The following is a 14,712-nucleotide window of genomic DNA, read 5'->3' on the forward strand; positions in this document are numbered from 1 at the left end:
CCTGAGAGCGCGCCGTTCAGACTTCGATTTCCCGGGAGCCTGCGCCGCGGCGTGAGCTTCGAGGAGGTCGCGATGGAGGCCCTCTATCCCCGCTGTGCGGGTCTGGACGTGCATAAGGACACCGTTGCCGCCGCGGTGCGCCTGACGGAAAGCAATGGGTCGGTCCGGCGGGAGGTGGAGACCTTTGCGACCACCACGCCGGGACTCGTCACCCTGTCGGACTGGCTGGAGCGGCATGGCTGCCCCTGCGTCGCCATGGAGGCAACTGGCATCTACTGGCGGCCGGTCTGGCAAGTGCTGGCTGCGGAAGGTCGCACCTTGACCTGGCGCTTGAACGCGGTGCTGTGACGGCGGTGTTGTCTCGGCATCGGCTTTCATACTCCGAAAGCCCGAGCGGGGGAAAATCAGGCAACCTCCGTGTCCAACCCCAAGGGCGCACTCCACCGGGGGGTATAAGAATACCCCACGCCCTCCTTAGCGTAGATCATTGATATCGTTGTTAGATTTCGTTTCAGGGGCCTGCAGCCAACGATACCGAGACTCGCTTCAGACGGCTGTTTAGACGGAAGCGCCGGACGGACAGGGTCTGTGATTACCAACGACCTCAGTGATTGACCGTCGCCCAATGCCTCGAGGCGATCGACGAGATGCGTTGCGGGTGGTCATGCCCTGCGGTAGGCGTCGACGATGATGTCGTAGTCGTCGAGAGCTGAAGACCGTGCCGGGGGTGGTCGCGGCGGCGAGGGCGCTCTGCCTCGGGCTCGGGGACGAGTCGGCATACGTCGCCGCATAGATTGCGGCACCGATTGTTGGGAAAGGGAGAAGGCGCAAGAGCGCATCCGTGCTTTCCTCAGTTGAGAAGGACGGGAGGAAAACAATGACCGACATCTCCTACGTCTCCGGCATCTCCGACACGCCGCTCCTCGGGATGACCATCGGCCAGGCCCTCGACCGCGCGGCGGCGACCTGGGGCGAGCGCGAGGCGCTCGTCTCGCCGTCGCAGGGCATCCGCTGGACGTGGGCGGAGCTCCGCGACCGCGCCGACGCCTTTGCGGCCGGGCTCCTCGCCCTCGGTCTCTCCCGCGGCGACCGCGTCGGCATCTGGTCGCTGAACCGCGCCGAATGGGCGGTGACGCAGTTCGCCGCCGCCCGCGCCGGGCTGATCCTCGTCACCATCAATCCCGCCTACCGGCTGACCGAGGTCGAGTTCGCGCTCCGGAAGGTCGGCTGCAAGGCGCTCGTCACCGCCACCGCCTTCAAGGCGAGCGACTATCTCGGCATGGTCCGCGAACTCGCGCCCGAGCTCGCAACCGCCACGCCGGGCGCGTTGAAGGCCGCGCGCCTGCCGGACCTGCGGGTGGTGGTCCAGATCGGCGGGCCGGCGGGAGCGGGGACGGTCGCGTTCGAGCACGTCGCCGAGATCGGCGGCGAGGCCGAGCGCGCGGCGCTCGCCGCGCTGGGGCCGGAGCTGCAGTTCGATGATCCGATCAACATTCAGTTCACCTCCGGCACCACAGGCTCGCCGAAGGGGGTGACGCTTACGCACCACAACATCCTCAACAACGGCTGCTTCGTCGGGCGTGCGTTGAAGCTGACCGAGGCGGATCGGATCTGCATTCCGGTGCCGCTTTACCATTGTTTCGGAATGGTGATGGGCAATCTCGCCGCCGTCACCCACGGCGCAGCGATGGTCTATCCGGGCGAGGGCTTCGATCCGCGCGTCACCCTCGCGACCGTCGCTACAGAAAGGTGCACGGCGCTTTACGGCGTGCCGACCATGTTCATCGCCGAGCTCGACCACCCGGACTTCGCCAGCTTCGACCTGTCGACGCTCAGGACCGGGATCATGGCCGGGTCGCCCTGCCCGATCGAGGTGATGAAGAAGGTGGTCGACCGAATGCACATGCGCGACGTCACCATCGCCTACGGCATGACCGAGACCAGCCCGGTCAGCTTCCAGAGCGCGGGCGACGATCCGCTGGAGCGGCGGGTCTCCACGGTCGGTCGGGTCCATCCGCACCTCGAGGTCAAGGTCGTCGACGGCGAGGGCCGGGTCGTGCCCCGTGGTACGCCGGGCGAGCTCTGCACGCGTGGCTATTCGGTGATGCGCGGCTACTGGGCCGAGGCCGAGAAGACCGCCGAGGTGCTCGACGCGGCGGGCTGGATGCACACCGGCGACCTCGCCACGCTCGACGAAGGCGGCTACTGCAACATCGTCGGCCGATCAAGGACATGGTGATCCGCGGCGGCGAGAACCTTTACCCGCGCGAGATCGAGGAGTTCCTCTTCACCCACCCGAAGATCCAGTCGGTGCAGATCTTCGGTGTCGCCGACAGTCGCTACGGCGAGGAGCTCTGCGCGTGGATCGTGCTCCGCCAGGGCGAGACGATGACCGACGAGGAGGTCCGCGCCTTCTGCAAGGGAAAGATCGCGCACCAGAAGGTTCCGCGCTACATCGAGTTCGTGGACGAGTTCCCGATGACGGTCACCGGCAAGGTGCAGAAGTTCCTGATGCGCCGGGACGTCGAGGAGCGGCTCGGCCTGAAGGCCGAGCCGACGGCCTGACGGGGACTGCCTGAAGGGGAGGAGGACCGGCGGCGATGATGGGCTTCGAGGAATGGCGGAGCTGCGTCCTCTCCCATTGCGGCAACTACGTGAGCTTCCCGTGCCGCGACGCCCGCGGCGCCCCTCGCGAGGGTGCGAGCGACTTCCGCCTGCGCCACAAGTTCGGCATCGACATCGCCGAGATGACCTGCCGCATCGACCGGATCGAGCGCTCGCGCGCCGGCATCCGGCGCGACGACAGCGAGTATTTCTTCCTCATCGTCCAGGAGGCGGGGACGACGAAGGTGTCGCACGAGGGGGAGGATACCGTGCTCCACCCCGGCGACTGCCTGATCCTCGACTCGACCCGCCCTGCCGAGCTCCGCTACGACGGCGCCGCCGCCTTCACCTCGGTGCACCTGCCCCGCGGCCTGTGCCTGGAGGGGCGCGTGGCCGGGCCCGCCACCGCCCGGCGCATCGCCGCCGCGCATCCTCTGCAGGCGAGCCTGCGCAACCTCCTCTCCTCCGACGTCGAGGCCGAGGGCATTCCCGACGCTACATCCTCGACTTCGTCGCGCTGATGTTCCGGTCGGATCCGGCGGCGCAGGGCGACGCCGGCTTCCGCGACCGCTTCGGCCGCTTCGCCCATGTCTGCCGGACGGTCGAGGCCCATCTCGCCGAGCCCGAGCTGTCGATCGACCGGCTGGCCGCGCTCGTCGCCATGTCGCGGCGCCAGCTGCAACGCGACTTCGCCGACAACGGCACCTCCTTCACCCAGTTCCTTGCCGAGCGGCGGGTGCGGCTGACCGCCGACCACCTGCGCCGCGCGGCGCGGCAGGGGGAGCGGCCGGCGATCTCGGACATCGCCTGGCGGGCCGGGTTCAGCGACCTCTCGAACTTCAACCGGACCTTCCGCAGCCATTTCGGGATGTCGCCGCGCGACTATCACGCGAGCGTCGCCACCGGCGCGGTGGAGTCCTGATCGAAAAGGATCTTTCTGGCGCGCGACGCCGCATTCCCGGCGCCCGCGTCCGAGACCGGAGCGGCCCGCCGCGCCTATCCTCCCGCTGCGCCGCGTCATGCGGCAGTCCGGGAGGGAAACGATGGACTACAGAATGCTTATCGGCGGCGAGCTCGTCTCGGCCGACCGCATGATCGACGTCGTCAACCCGGCGACCGAGGAAGTCTTCGCGCGCGTTCCGCATGCCACCGAGGCCGACCTCGACGCGGCGGTGGCCGCGGCGCGGGCGGCGCAGCCGGCGTGGGCGGCGCTGTCGATGGCCGAGCGGCGGGCGAAGGTCGAGGCGCTGGCGGCGGCGATCCGCGAGGCGGCCGACGACCTCGCGCGGACGATCACGCTCGAGCAGGGCAAGCCGCTGCCCGAGGCGCAGGGCGAGGTCGAGTGGAGCCAGGGGTATCTCTTGCACACCGCGTCGCTGACCTTGCCCGACCGCGTGATCCAGGACGACGCGGCCTTCCGCATCGAGACGCGGCACAAGCCGCTCGGCGTCGTCGGGGGTATCGTCGCCTGGAACTTCCCCCTGCTTCTCGCTTGCTGGAAGATCGGTCCGGCGCTCATGGCCGGCAACGCCATCGTGCTGAAGCCCGCGCCGACGACGCCGGTGGCCACGCTGAAGCTCGGGGAGATCTGCGCGAGGATCTTCCCGGCCGGAATCGTCAACATCCTGACCGACGCCAACGATCTCGGGCCGAAGATGACGGCGCATCCGGGAATCGCCAAGATCGGGTTCACCGGCTCGTCGGAGACCGGCAAGCGGATCATGGCGGGCGCCGCGGCGACGATGAAGCGGGTGACGCTCGAGATGGGCGGCAACGATCCGGCGATCGTGCTGCCGGACGTCGACGTGCGGGCGACCGCGCAGAAGGTGTATGGCGGGGCGTTCTTCAACGCCGGGCAGGTCTGCCTCGCGGTGAAGCGGGCCTATGTCCACGACGCGATCTATGACGCGTTCTGCGCGGAGCTCGCGGACCTCGCCGGGCAGGCGGTGGTCGACGACGGGATGAAGCAGGGCACGACCGTCGGGCCGATCCAGAACAAGGCGCAGTTCGAGAAGGTGAAGGGCTTCCTCGACGACGCCCGCGCCGCCGGAACGGTCATCGCCGGAGGCGAGGTGCGCGAGGGGCCGGGGTATTTCATCAGCCCGACGATCGTGCGCGACGTGAAGGACGGGCAGAAGATCGTCGACGAAGAGCAGTTCGGGCCGATCCTGCCGGTGATCCGCTTCACCGACGTCGATGCGGTGATCGAGCGGGTGAACCGGTCGGAATACGGCCTCGGGGGCTCTGTCCACGGCGCCGACGTCGAGCAGGCGGCGGAGATCGCCGGGCGGATCGAGTCGGGGACGGTCTGGGTGAACCAGCAGCTCAACATCGGGCCGCACATCCCGATGGCGGGGTTCAAGGGGTCGGGGCTCGGGGTGGAGCAGTCCGTCGAGGGGCTGGCCGAATACACCCAGATGCAGGTGATCAACATCGCCCGCGGGTGATAGCAAAAGCGGACCTCCACGACGCTCGCATCCTGTCGACCGGAGCCTCGCGCGAGGCTCCGGTCGATGCCGTTTCGAGCGGCGCCCGCGCAGGGGCGTCGCGGCCGCGCCCTGACGCGGGACTGGTCAGAGTCCTTGAATGGGCTCCGGGGGGGCGCTCCGAGCAGGTGCCGGCACGCTACCGCACGCCGCCAACACGGCGCTAGCACGCGTGTTAGAGAGGTCAACTAATTGTAGTTGCGAGGTTTCCTCAACGGCGTCAACGGATTGTTCGCGAAGGTTAACCGCTGTAGGGGCGAGAGCGGTCGGGCGTGGCGGAGGTCAGAACTGGTCGTCGGGCTGGTGGCAGGCGATGCAGCTGCGCGTCGGACCGCCAGGCTCGCCCGCGGCCTGCTTCTCGACGTGGCAGGAGCGGCAGAGGTCGTGGAACTGCGGCTCGAGCAGGGCCGAGACCGCGGGGTCGGTGACGTGGCAGTTGATGCAGGTCGTGCCCATCCGGCGATCGACGAACTCGTGGTGGCAGGTCGCGCAGGGGATGCCGCGGTGGCCGAGGTCGTGGATGAAGCGCATGGGCAGGATGGGCCGGCCGGCGCCGGCGACGACGGCGCGCTCGACACGCGGGACGGGCGGCGGCGGGCCGAAGGCGACGAGGGCGAGGCCGAGGAGGGCGAGGGCGGCGACGAGGGCCTTCACCTGAGGAGGTTCCGGGCGAGGACGAAGGCGGCCGTGGCCGCGAGGCCGAGGGCGGCGTAGGCGGCGCCGGTGGCGACGGGGGGCGCGCCGAGCCGGGCCCACCACGGGCGGCCGAGGCAGCAGGCGGCGACGATGGCGAGAAGGAGCGCGTCCTGGAGCCAGCGGGCGAGGTAGAAGCCGGTGAGGGCGACGTGGAGCGCCGCGGCGCCGACGGCGGCGAAGGCCAGCCAGCGATGCGTGGCGCGGAAGGCGCGGAAGCGGCGGTGGACGCGCATCCGGTCGGGCATCCGGGCGAGGAGGGTGAGGACGGCGAGGAGGAGGAGCGCGGCGAGGCCGAGCCACATGGCGAGGGGGGCGCCGGGCTGGAGGTAGACGCGGACGGCGCCGTCGCCGAGCAGGAACCAGAAGGCGTGAAGGGCGGCGATGGCGAGCACCCAGTAGCCGAGGCGCTCGTGGCGGCGGGTCGCCGCGCCGCGGGCGGAGGGGATGGCCTGGAAGAGGAGGCCGGCGAGGGCGAGGAAGCCCGCGGCGTTGCCGGCGTCCCAGAACCAGCCGCCGCCGGTGCGGGCGCCGCCGGCGAAGGTGACGAGGAAGACGAGGCCGACGACGGCGGCGAGGACGGCGGTTCCCCGTTCCATCGGAGGATCGTCAGCGGCGCGTCGGACGCGGCATCAGGGCCAGGGGTATTCGGCGATCGTCTGGCCGTCCTTCGCCAGCGCGGCGACGACGCCGCGGCGGAAGGCGACGACGTCGGGGACCGGCACGGCGCGGCGCGCGGTGACTTCCGCGGCGGTGAAGTGCGGGGCGCCATCGCCCCAGGCGTCGAGGACGTAGTTCATCACCTCGGCGATCCCCTCGTCGGACAGGCCGGCCGAGATCACGCCGGGGACGTGCATCATGTAGGTGCGGCCGATGTCGGAGCGGGCGATGACGCCGACCGAGCCGATGAAGGTCGGGATGCCCGCCGCCGGCTCGCCGGCGCCGCTCATCGTGTGGCACCCCGAGCACTGCAGCGCGTAGCTGGTGCGGGGGGTGACGCCCGCCGCCCCGGCCTCGGCGAGCGCCGGGCCGGAGAGGAGGATCGCGACGGCGAGGAGGGCGCGGCGCATCGCGCCCTACTCCGTCGCCGGGCGCAGGGCCTTGACGTCGGCCATCGTCGCGCCGGCGCGGGCGGCGGCGACGTCGTCGGGCGTCACCGTCTTGTCGGTCTTGCCGAGGTCATGGAGCACCCAGGTGCCGATCGCGGCGAGCTCCTCGTCGGTGACGCCGGGGACCGGCGGCATCATCGTGCCCGCGTACATCTCGCCGCGCACGGTGATCTGGGCGTTGAGGCCCTTGGTGGTCACGCCGGCGATGTACTTCGGCGCGTCGTCGCCGAGCGCGGCCCAGAAGTCGGGGCGGTCGAGCGGCGGCGCGAGGCCGGGGGTGCCGACCCCGCCGGAGGCGTGGCAGGCGGAGCAGTGCGCCTCGAAGAGCGCGGGTCCGTCGTGGCTGGCGGCCCCGGCGGCGCCCCCCGCGAGGAGGAGCGCCAGCACGGCGAGGGGCGGCTGGCGGCCGGTCATTGGGCCTCGCCCATCACGATCGAGACGGTGCAGTGGTAACCCTTCTCGGCGTTGGCCATGCACCAGTTGATGTCGTTGTAGAGGCCCATGCGATAGCCCGGGCGCTCGCCCTTGTTGTTGTTGCAGAAGGTGGCGCCGAGCACCGCCGGCTTGCCGCAGCAGTCGTTGTAGCTGATCAGGTAGTTCCTGCCGTCGTCGGGGTTGGCGCAGGTGCCGACCCACGACACCGACGAGGCGGCCGAACCCGGCGGGCAGGTGGTGAGGCTGCCGCCCGACTGCTCGCAGACGAAGCCGTCGATGGCGCAGTGCCGCCAGTAGGCGCAGGGATCGGCGAGATCCTCGGGGGGCTCGGCGGCGTTGGCGCGGCGGTCGAAGGGAAGGACGGGCAGCCCCGCCGCGGCGCCGGCGACGAAGACGCCGGTGGTGGCGAGGAATGAGCGGCGGCCGAAGGTCCGGGCCGAGGTCCGCACGTTGGCCTCGACGACCTTGTCGAAGCGCTTGAGCAGACTGTCGATGATGCGCGACATGATCGGTTTCCTTCTTGTCTAGGAGCTGAGGCCCGCGATCGCGGCCTGATAGGACGGGATGCCGGTCTCGGAGGCCGTGAACAGGCTCTCGAGCTGCTCGCGGCTGTTGACGAGGCCCTTGGCCGCGACCTTGCCCGCCGGGTCGATCAGGACGGCGAAGGGCAGCTTCGCCACCCTGAAGCTCATGCCGAGCTCGGGGGAGAGGACGTAGGGAAAGCCGCCGAGCCCCTCGCTCTCGATCAGGCGGCGGTGCAGCGCCTCGCGGCCGTCCGAGGCGAGGACGACGTCGAGCCATTTCGCCTCGTCGCCCTGGATCGACTTCAGGGCGGGGAGGAGCGCCTTGCAGATCGGGCAGCTCGTCGAGAGGAAGAAGAGGAGCTGGGCGCGGCCGCCGGCGCCGAGGGTGACTGGCGCGCCGTTGAGGTTGGCGAGCGCCAGCCGCGGCGCGGCGGCGCCGAGGTCGGGGCCGTTCGAGGACATCATCGCCCCGACCGGGGAGACCCGCTCGAAGAGGATGCCGACCTGCCGGGCGAGCGCGAAGATCACGCCGAGCTGGAGGAGGACGATTACCCAGAGCGCGACGACGGAGAAGCCGAGGAGCGTCACTTGCCGCCCTCCCGGATGTGCGGCAAGTGGGCGCCGAGCTTCTCGGCGACGCCGTATTGCGCGGCGAGGACGAGGGCTGCGGCGATGGCGATCGCCGCGCCGAGCGGCGGGACGGTCGCGACCGGCAGGACGGCGACGGCGAGGCCGAGCGCGGCGAGGACCGCGTTGCGGGCGAGGGTGAGCGCCGAGACGACCTGCGGCGCGCCGCCGCAACCGCACTCGATGCGCGTGCGGCCGCTCGCGAGCGCCGCCGCCATCAGCGCTCCGTAGCCGGCGAAGAGGCCAGCGGCGACGAGGCCCCCGATGGGCCGCGTCGCGGGGACGAGGAGGGCTATGATCGCAGCGATCTCGGCGGCGGCGAGGGCGCGGACGATCGGCGCGGCGGCGGCCTCGGGGACGAGGCCGTAGCCCTGGGCGAAGCCGACGGTCTCGAGGAAGCCGTCGAGCTTGTGCCAGGCGGCGCGGGCGAGGACGATCACCAGGAAGGCAGTGAGCGTCACCGACGCGAGCGCCGCCGGGGCGAGGGTGTCGGGAAGCGCCGCCATCGTCAGAAGTCGGTGGCGAGGATGGTCGGGAAGAGGGCCGCGCCCTCGCGCGAGGCGGTCTCGGTCAGGCTGACCTTGCCATCCTCGGACTTGACCTCGTAGCGATGGACGCTGCCGTCGTGGCTGACGCCGAAGAGCACCGGCGCGTCGCCGCCCGAGACCTCGATGCTGGCCTCGTGATGGGCCGGCGAGCGGCCGACGACCGTCATCGTCGCGGCGTCGATCGCCCAGATCTCCTCGGCCGGGCTCTTGTGCGAGCCGTCGGTCGGGTTCGAGTGCATCAGGACGAAGAGGGTGTTGGCCGGCTTCGAGTAGGCCATCAGGTTGTAGCCGCCCGGGGCCCAGCCCTCCTCGGCGAACTTCACCTGCTTGTCGAGCACCGGCTTGTCGCCCGAGTCGTCGACGATGTAGAGCGTGCCGCCGTAGGTGACGTAGACGAGCTTGCCGTCGATGCGCATGGCGTCGCCGTAGAGCGGGTCCTTGTCGGCGTCGAAGATCTTCTCCGACTTTGCCGGCGCCCCAGCCTTGCCGGCGGCGTCGTAGGTGAACTTGGCGAGGGTGCCGTCGCCGCAAAGCATGGTGAAGGCCGTGCCCTGCTCGGTCGGGTAGGCCGTCCAGCAGCCGGGCGTCGGGATCTCGCCGAGGTCCTTGCCCTCGACGCCGTCCGCGATGGTGATCGAGGTCGCCGGGGTGGCGTTCTGGGCGATGACGAACTTGCCGTCGGCGGAGACGTTGAGGGTGCCGCGCTGGCTCAGGGCCTGCGCAAGCTTCGGCGAGACCATGAACTCTTTCTTGGCCTCCAGCGTCTGCGGGTCCCACGCGTGGATCACCGCCTCGACCTCGCCGTAGCTGTAGCGACGGAGGTAGACCGACGAGGTGTAGAGCGTCGACTTGTCGTCGCTCATGTGCATCGTCGCGAGGGTGCCGGTGCCGATCGAGCCGACGACGGAGAGGTCGTCGGCGTTCAGCACGTAGATCGGGCTCGAGCCGTTGATGCCCATGTCCATCATGTAGACGTGCGGGCCGTCGGGAATGCGCTCCGTGACAGTCAGGGTCTCGGCCGGGAGCGCGTCCTGGGCGAGGGCGGCGGCGCCGGAGCCGGCGAGCGCGGCGAGGGCTACGAGGAACTGGCGTTTCATGGGCAACCTGCTGGGTGAAGCTCGTTCTGGTGAAGTTGCGGGCGCGCGGGCGCCGGTGGCGAAGCTCGTGCGGAGATAATCCGTCCGTGCCGGCGTACGGCGTCAAGGGCCTCCCGTCCCGATGCCGGGCCTTCCATGGGCCCGAGCTTGGATCCATAGCATACCAGCAGGCTGAAATCCGGGGTTTCCGCGCCACGCGACGTGGCGGCTCGCGCCAAAATTTCCTCGGAATGTGCTGGCGGGTCTCGCCGTACGTCGACAAGGACAGGCACGAAGCCGGCCGCCGCGCGTCGTCACCCGCCCGGGGGACGGGCTCCCCTCCGCAGTCTCAGAATGCCACAGTCTCGACAGACAGGGGGGCGGAACCCAGCGTCATTGAGCCATTGAGGCGCCATTGGTCCGAGCCCAATGGCGAACGCGGTCCACATCGCGCTCGGCGTCTGCGCCGACGGCGCGAAGAAGGTCCTCGGGCTCTGGCTCGAGTAGAACGAAGGGCGCGAAGTTCTGGCTCCGGGTCATGAACGCGCTCAGGAACGCGGCGTCGAGGACCTGCTGACATCGTCCAGAGTTGGCGCCGGGCCTGGCCAAAGGTGATCCCGTTCTACGGTCTCGCCAATGAGGTCCGCCGCGTCGTCTACACCCATCGAGGCCCCTGAACGCCAAGAAGCTCCTGTTCCCGGTCTTGAACAAGGCCGAGAAGGAGTGGACCATCCCACCACGGGAGTGGGCGATCGCCAAGACCCAGTTCGCCATCATCTTCGGCGAGCGCTTCACCAGGGATGGCCTGATGTTCAGCCGCCCGCCCCGCATACGGAATTCCCGACAGTCCCGATCCTCGGCGACTTCAGCCTTCCTCCGGCGTGGAGGTATTGCAGCGGCCGTTCACGCTCCGCTCCGCCGGGACGCCGAAGATCGCCGAACCGCCGGCGCTGCCGGATTTCGACAACAGCGCACTGATGGACGCCGCCACCTTCCATCATCGCCGGCGCGCTCGACGTCTTGCCGGTCGCGGCCGAGATGTAGCACTCCGCGCGCACCGCGCGGCATATGTGACGGGCGGCGCCGCCGCCCGCGCCGAGGTCGACGCGATCCTGAAGGAAAGGTGGTCCCAGCGTTCCAAAAGTACGCACTGACCGAGGCCGCGCCCTATAGGAGGAACTGGCTGATCACCAACGTCGGCGTCACCTACGGGCCGGCCTACTGCGCGCGCACTGCGGTCAACCTCGTCGGGATCTGGGCCAACGTGCTGAGCGAGGTGGTCTACTTCGTCGCCTCGAAGGACGCCAGTGGCCAGCCGCTCAACGGCTCGAAGAGCTACTGGGCACTGCCCCGATGACGGGCTGCCGCAGTCGATGGTCGATGGCTACTGGTCGGTGATCCTCGTCGGCGTGCCGGATTACCGCGTCGTCCCGAACCCGCTAGGAGCTGTGGACACTTATCGTATCCATAGGACGATTGCGGCGACGAGGACGACGGCGAGGAAGTTTCTTGCCGTCTTTTCATATCGAGTGGCGACCCGCCGGAATTGCTTGAGCTTCGAGAAGCAGCACTCGACGAGGGAGCGCATGGCGTAGAGGTCCTCGTCGAGCGGATATCGTCGTGTGCGCGAGGGGTTGTTCGGGATCACGGCCAGGGCGCCCTTTTCGGCGATCGCTGCGCGGATGGCGTCGCTGTCGTAGGCGGCGTCCGCCATCCCCGTTCCGGCGGAAGCAGCGGCCCGAGGATCTCCCAATCCCTGTCCGAGAGCAGGCGCTGATCATTCAAGGTCGGTCTCCCAGATACGTACGACCTTGAATCATCTCTTCCACAGAAGGGGAATCCCCCTTTGTCAACACGACCTAGGGTCTGTCCCCATAAACGGGATTCCCTTCGGTGACCGGTTCTGATTCAACCTTTCCGAAAGAGGAGGGTTTCATGCGGCGTCACGAGTTGAGCGATGAGGAGTGGGCGGTCATTGAGCCGCTTCTGCCGAACAAGCCGCGCGGGGTGCCGCGGGTCGATGATCGCAGAGTGACGGTCGTTTGCCGCGGCGGGGAACGCGGCTTCAGCAATCCCTGCCGCAATCCAAATGCGAGCTCATCAAGTTATCGACGATTTGGTGCGAATTGGGGCCCGAGTCCGGTTCGTTGGCGGCAAGGACCCGAAGAGCCGCTTTGCGGCGATCATACGGCGCAGCTCGTCGATCGCGTCGCTGAGCCCTCGGTTGCGCAGAGGAGTCCTTACCCGAGCCTGACGCGCCTCGGCTATGTCCAGAGCGGCAAGCGCCAGCCCGTCGCGGGCGTCCGCGAAGTTCAGCATGCCAACGACGCCCGCCGGGGACCACTCCGCATCGCCCTCGACGTTGAGTTCGAGCGCGCCGTTCCAGGACAGCCAGCCGGCACGGCTGCCGTCGAAAAGCAGTTCGCCGCCCTCCCCCGACATCGCCGCTCTGGGCGCGAGGCCGAACCCGGCGCGCGGCCCGACCTCGTCGATCCAGTCGCGCAGCACCTCGAACAGCCGCACCGAACGCGTCGCCGCTGCATGGAACGACGCATGGCCCATGAGCAGCGCATCCAGAGCCGGGCCGATTAACTCTTCGAGAGGAGCGCCGCCGAGGAAGTCGGCGACGCCATAGTGCCTGAGCTCGACGTAGGTGCCGCGCCGGAAATTCGCCGCGAACGTCTTGCCGTCCATGAGCGTCTGATTAAGAAAGCTCTCGAAGTCGCCGGTCATGCGCCGCGCTCCTCCTGATAACCTCAGGTTGCGCAACAGCGGCGCGCCAAAGCTGTGCCGCTGGAGCCCGGTGTAACTGGTACCGTCCCGAGCGGCGCAGCATCGCGCCCTCATCCACCCCGGCGGCGAAGCGCGCCGGATCCGGGGCGCCTTTGCCGGGTGCATCGACGTTGATGTGCCAGCCAAAGCCCTCCGCGAACTCGGGATCGGCGTTCTCGAAACCATCCATGTCGAAGATCGCATCGGCGATGCGCCCGCGCATCTCCTCGGCGTCCGGGAGCCGCAGCGGCGGCGTCGTCAGCTCGACTCCGGCGACGAGATAATCCGGCCAGTGCAGCGGATCGAGATCGTATTCCGACACGACGTGGAACCCCGGCCGGGACTGGTCGCCACAGGGTGCCGACCAGCGCACGCCGGTCATCTCAGTGAGCCGGCGCGCCACGGCCAGACAATAGCCTGGCGTCGCCCGGTCCATCGGCTCGTCGCGGCCCGTGAATCGGGCGTCGCCGAGGTCGCCCAGCACCACCTCGACCTCGAACCCGACGCGCCAGCCGGATCTATCACTCGTTGCCATTTTTCGCCTCCACGCCAATCGGCGTATTCTTGGCCGCCGCAGGCGAGAAAATGCCTGAGAAGCGCTTGGTGTACGTCCAAATCTCTGGGTTGGCCTTCTAACGCCCGGCTGCTTCCGTCGAACGACCTGCGTCTGCGGCGTGCTCGCGCGCCTGCATCGCCGCCCTCCTATTCAACGGCGATGCCCGAGACTCCTGCGATCGCTGCTTTCGAAAAACCTAATCGGTCCAGGACGCCCTGATCCAGACATGAGCCTCGAAAGCACCCTCGATTGCGCCGGCGAGCGCCCGTGACGCGGTGCGCATGGCGACACGATGCTTGTCGGAGGGCTTGGCGGCATTCTCGACCTTGAGGCGGAGCTGTCGTGTGGTGGAAGGCTCGAACTCGACTGCACGCTTTGCTCCGCGACGCCCCATAGGGCCCAACCAGGCGAAGAGCGCGTCCTCAAGAGCAGTTGCAGCCTCCGCAAGGTGTACCGTGTGATCCGAGAAATTGCCCCCCGTCTGCGGGCCGGCGCGCGCGCCGCAGTGGATCGAGAGATCGAGCATCAGCGCGCCCCGGGGCGTCGCGAAGGCCTCCCCAAACCAGGCGGCGGCTGCCTCGAGGGTGGCGCGCATGGCCAGAAGCCCGCGCACGAGAGAAACGGGGTAGTCGCCGGAACGGAGTGTGATCCAGGCCCGGTCGTCGTCGGTGATCTCGACCTCGACGGAATGGAAGCTGCCATCGTGCTCAAAGTACCGCCAGACGTTGACCGAAGCGCGCTTCCAATGCCTTTTCCTCAGCCTGAGCCCGACGCGCCATTCTTCCGGAATGCCTGATGCGAGCTTCTGGACAGCCTCGTGCCAGTCCCTCGCCGGTGCGTCCCTGACCAGAACCGCCTCCGTCCCTGGCAATGCGCCCGGCAGCGCCAGGGCAAGGACGGATGCGAGGTCGCTCATGTCCGGCTCGTGGTCGAGCGCCGTCAGGACCTCGGCACGCGTTTGTTCCAGGCTCCGCAAGGGGTAGGTACGCTCCTCGGCTACCGAGATCGTTACGGGGAGAGGGTCTGGCGCACGAAGCGTCCGTGGGGGCATGTCCCCGCCATAGAGGGGGTCGGGCTCGAACTCGGCCGGCCCGGACGATGGCCGCTCGTGCCGGATGTGCCGCTCGTCGTGGGCCCCGATCAGGTCGCTCGGCACCCAGCTAGGGCCTTTTGAGATTCACCGGGTGTTGAGGACAGTTGCTGTGGCGTAGATCATGGCGGCGAAGCTTTCGTCGGTCTTGCATGCGCGGAGGGCGATCCGTTTGAAGTCCATGAGCTTGCA

General features: G+C 69.0%; 17 protein-coding genes and 5 pseudogenes. 8 read left to right on the forward strand and 14 right to left on the reverse strand.

Translation table 11 applies throughout. From position 1 onward, the window contains the following. Positions 1 to 72: 72 nt before the first annotated feature. From KBB57_RS11690 to KBB57_RS11710, 5 genes and pseudogenes are all read left to right on the forward strand, one after another. Complete coding sequence (locus tag KBB57_RS11690) at positions 73 to 348, forward strand: transposase (protein WP_290750224.1); 276 nt, start codon at positions 73 to 75, stop codon at positions 346 to 348. 529 nt (positions 349 to 877) lie between these two features. Beyond that, positions 878 to 2,565: pseudogene (locus KBB57_RS11695) on the forward strand (AMP-binding protein). A 35-nt stretch (positions 2,566 to 2,600) separates the two neighbouring features. Continuing rightward, the gene (locus KBB57_RS11700) at positions 2,601 to 3,125 is read left to right on the forward strand and encodes a hypothetical protein (RefSeq protein ID WP_290750226.1); all 525 of its coding nucleotides are present in this window, start codon (positions 2,601 to 2,603) and stop codon (positions 3,123 to 3,125) included. Then, positions 3,125 to 3,526: a helix-turn-helix domain-containing protein gene (locus tag KBB57_RS11705; protein ID WP_290750230.1), complete on the forward strand. Its 402-nt coding sequence runs from the start codon at positions 3,125 to 3,127 to the stop codon at positions 3,524 to 3,526. Before KBB57_RS11700 ends, KBB57_RS11705 begins: the two co-directional genes overlap by 1 nt. 121 nt (positions 3,527 to 3,647) lie before the next feature. Continuing rightward, a complete protein-coding gene (locus KBB57_RS11710) occupies positions 3,648 to 5,051 on the forward strand; it encodes an aldehyde dehydrogenase family protein (RefSeq protein WP_290750232.1) in 1,404 nt (467 codons plus the stop codon). Positions 5,052 to 5,372: 321 nt separating this feature from the next. On the opposite strand, the gene KBB57_RS11715 is transcribed toward KBB57_RS11710, so the two are convergent. Genes KBB57_RS11715 through KBB57_RS11750 form a run of 8 tightly spaced genes read right to left on the reverse strand, consistent with a single transcriptional unit; the run spans position 5,373 to position 10,123 of the window. Further along, positions 5,373 to 5,744, reverse strand: coding sequence for a cytochrome c3 family protein (locus tag KBB57_RS11715; protein WP_290750235.1), 372 nt, complete (start codon positions 5,742 to 5,744; stop codon positions 5,373 to 5,375). After that, entirely contained in the window at positions 5,741 to 6,382 is a 642-nt protein-coding gene (locus tag KBB57_RS11720; protein WP_290750237.1) for a ferric reductase-like transmembrane domain-containing protein, read from the reverse strand. Before KBB57_RS11720 ends, KBB57_RS11715 begins: the two co-directional genes overlap by 4 nt. A 33-nt stretch (positions 6,383 to 6,415) precedes the next feature. Beyond that, on the reverse strand, positions 6,416 to 6,853 hold the full coding sequence (locus tag KBB57_RS11725) for a hypothetical protein (protein ID WP_290750239.1): 438 nt from the start codon (positions 6,851 to 6,853) through the stop codon (positions 6,416 to 6,418). Positions 6,854 to 6,859: 6 nt separating this feature from the next. Beyond that, entirely contained in the window at positions 6,860 to 7,306 is a 447-nt protein-coding gene (locus KBB57_RS11730; RefSeq protein WP_290750242.1) for a cytochrome c, read from the reverse strand. Beyond that, a complete protein-coding gene (locus KBB57_RS11735) occupies positions 7,303 to 7,833 on the reverse strand; it encodes a methylamine dehydrogenase light chain (protein ID WP_290750245.1) in 531 nt (176 codons plus the stop codon). The genes KBB57_RS11730 and KBB57_RS11735 overlap by 4 nt, the downstream gene beginning before the upstream one ends. Positions 7,834 to 7,851: 18 nt before the next feature. Next, the gene (locus KBB57_RS11740) at positions 7,852 to 8,439 is read right to left on the reverse strand and encodes a redoxin domain-containing protein (protein ID WP_290750247.1); all 588 of its coding nucleotides are present in this window, start codon (positions 8,437 to 8,439) and stop codon (positions 7,852 to 7,854) included. Further along, complete coding sequence (locus tag KBB57_RS11745) at positions 8,436 to 8,984, reverse strand: MauE/DoxX family redox-associated membrane protein (protein WP_290750248.1); 549 nt, start codon at positions 8,982 to 8,984, stop codon at positions 8,436 to 8,438. Before KBB57_RS11745 ends, KBB57_RS11740 begins: the two co-directional genes overlap by 4 nt. A 2-nt stretch (positions 8,985 to 8,986) precedes the next feature. Next, a complete protein-coding gene (locus KBB57_RS11750) occupies positions 8,987 to 10,123 on the reverse strand; it encodes an amine dehydrogenase large subunit (protein ID WP_290750250.1) in 1,137 nt (378 codons plus the stop codon). Between the two features lie 417 nt (positions 10,124 to 10,540). Between KBB57_RS11750 and KBB57_RS11755 the strand changes: the two are divergent. Further along, positions 10,541 to 10,901: pseudogene (locus KBB57_RS11755) on the forward strand (transposase); the annotation flags it as partial. 66 nt (positions 10,902 to 10,967) lie between these two features. On the opposite strand, the gene KBB57_RS11760 reads toward KBB57_RS11755, so the two are convergent. Further along, positions 10,968 to 11,093 (reverse strand): hypothetical protein, encoded by a 126-nt coding sequence (locus tag KBB57_RS11760; RefSeq protein ID WP_290750258.1) that lies wholly within the window; start codon positions 11,091 to 11,093, stop codon positions 10,968 to 10,970. Between the two features lie 132 nt (positions 11,094 to 11,225). On the opposite strand from KBB57_RS11760, the gene KBB57_RS11765 reads away from it, so the two are divergent. After that, entirely contained in the window at positions 11,226 to 11,459 is a 234-nt protein-coding gene (locus KBB57_RS11765; RefSeq protein ID WP_290750259.1) for a hypothetical protein, read from the forward strand. A 99-nt stretch (positions 11,460 to 11,558) separates the two neighbouring features. On the opposite strand, the pseudogene KBB57_RS11770 reads toward KBB57_RS11765, so the two are convergent. Then, positions 11,559 to 11,816, reverse strand: a pseudogene (locus tag KBB57_RS11770) (transposase); the annotation flags it as partial. Between the two features lie 221 nt (positions 11,817 to 12,037). Here KBB57_RS11770 and KBB57_RS11775 point away from each other — a divergent pair. Then, positions 12,038 to 12,136, forward strand: a pseudogene (locus KBB57_RS11775) (IS5/IS1182 family transposase); the annotation flags it as partial. Between the two features lie 66 nt (positions 12,137 to 12,202). On the opposite strand, the gene KBB57_RS11780 reads toward KBB57_RS11775, so the two are convergent. From KBB57_RS11780 to KBB57_RS11795, 4 genes and pseudogenes are all read right to left on the reverse strand, one after another. Next, entirely contained in the window at positions 12,203 to 12,835 is a 633-nt protein-coding gene (locus KBB57_RS11780; RefSeq protein WP_290750261.1) for a hypothetical protein, read from the reverse strand. Beyond that, on the reverse strand, positions 12,807 to 13,409 hold the full coding sequence (locus KBB57_RS11785; protein ID WP_290750252.1) for a hypothetical protein: 603 nt from the start codon (positions 13,407 to 13,409) through the stop codon (positions 12,807 to 12,809). The genes KBB57_RS11780 and KBB57_RS11785 overlap by 29 nt, the downstream gene beginning before the upstream one ends. 217 nt (positions 13,410 to 13,626) lie before the next feature. Next, a complete protein-coding gene (locus KBB57_RS11790; protein ID WP_290750254.1) occupies positions 13,627 to 14,346 on the reverse strand; it encodes a hypothetical protein in 720 nt (239 codons plus the stop codon). Between the two features lie 261 nt (positions 14,347 to 14,607). Next, a pseudogene (locus KBB57_RS11795) lies at positions 14,608 to 14,712 on the reverse strand (IS5/IS1182 family transposase); the annotation flags it as partial.

Source organism: Amaricoccus sp. (assembly GCF_017993425.1).
Classification (GTDB): domain Bacteria; phylum Pseudomonadota; class Alphaproteobacteria; order Rhodobacterales; family Rhodobacteraceae; genus Amaricoccus.

What these genes read in the sequence shown, in the direction of transcription:
- KBB57_RS11690 (WP_290750224.1), top strand. Translation starts at nt 73, where the DNA reads ATGGAGGCCCTCTATCCCCGCTGTGCGGGTCTGGACGTGCATAAGGAC.
- KBB57_RS11700 (WP_290750226.1), top strand. Translation starts at nt 2,601, where the DNA reads ATGATGGGCTTCGAGGAATGGCGGAGCTGCGTCCTCTCCCATTGCGGC.
- KBB57_RS11705 (WP_290750230.1), top strand. Translation starts at nt 3,125, where the DNA reads ATGTTCCGGTCGGATCCGGCGGCGCAGGGCGACGCCGGCTTCCGCGAC.
- KBB57_RS11710 (WP_290750232.1), top strand. Translation starts at nt 3,648, where the DNA reads ATGGACTACAGAATGCTTATCGGCGGCGAGCTCGTCTCGGCCGACCGC.
- KBB57_RS11720 (WP_290750237.1), bottom strand. Translation starts at nt 6,382, where the DNA reads ATGGAACGGGGAACCGCCGTCCTCGCCGCCGTCGTCGGCCTCGTCTTC.
- KBB57_RS11725 (WP_290750239.1), bottom strand. Translation starts at nt 6,853, where the DNA reads ATGCGCCGCGCCCTCCTCGCCGTCGCGATCCTCCTCTCCGGCCCGGCG.
- KBB57_RS11730 (WP_290750242.1), bottom strand. Translation starts at nt 7,306, where the DNA reads ATGACCGGCCGCCAGCCGCCCCTCGCCGTGCTGGCGCTCCTCCTCGCG.
- KBB57_RS11735 (WP_290750245.1), bottom strand. Translation starts at nt 7,833, where the DNA reads ATGTCGCGCATCATCGACAGTCTGCTCAAGCGCTTCGACAAGGTCGTC.
- KBB57_RS11745 (WP_290750248.1), bottom strand. Translation starts at nt 8,984, where the DNA reads ATGGCGGCGCTTCCCGACACCCTCGCCCCGGCGGCGCTCGCGTCGGTG.
- KBB57_RS11750 (WP_290750250.1), bottom strand. Translation starts at nt 10,123, where the DNA reads ATGAAACGCCAGTTCCTCGTAGCCCTCGCCGCGCTCGCCGGCTCCGGC.
- KBB57_RS11780 (WP_290750261.1), bottom strand. Translation starts at nt 12,835, where the DNA reads ATGACCGGCGACTTCGAGAGCTTTCTTAATCAGACGCTCATGGACGGC.
- KBB57_RS11785 (WP_290750252.1), bottom strand. Translation starts at nt 13,409, where the DNA reads ATGGCAACGAGTGATAGATCCGGCTGGCGCGTCGGGTTCGAGGTCGAG.
- KBB57_RS11790 (WP_290750254.1), bottom strand. Translation starts at nt 14,346, where the DNA reads ATGAGCGACCTCGCATCCGTCCTTGCCCTGGCGCTGCCGGGCGCATTG.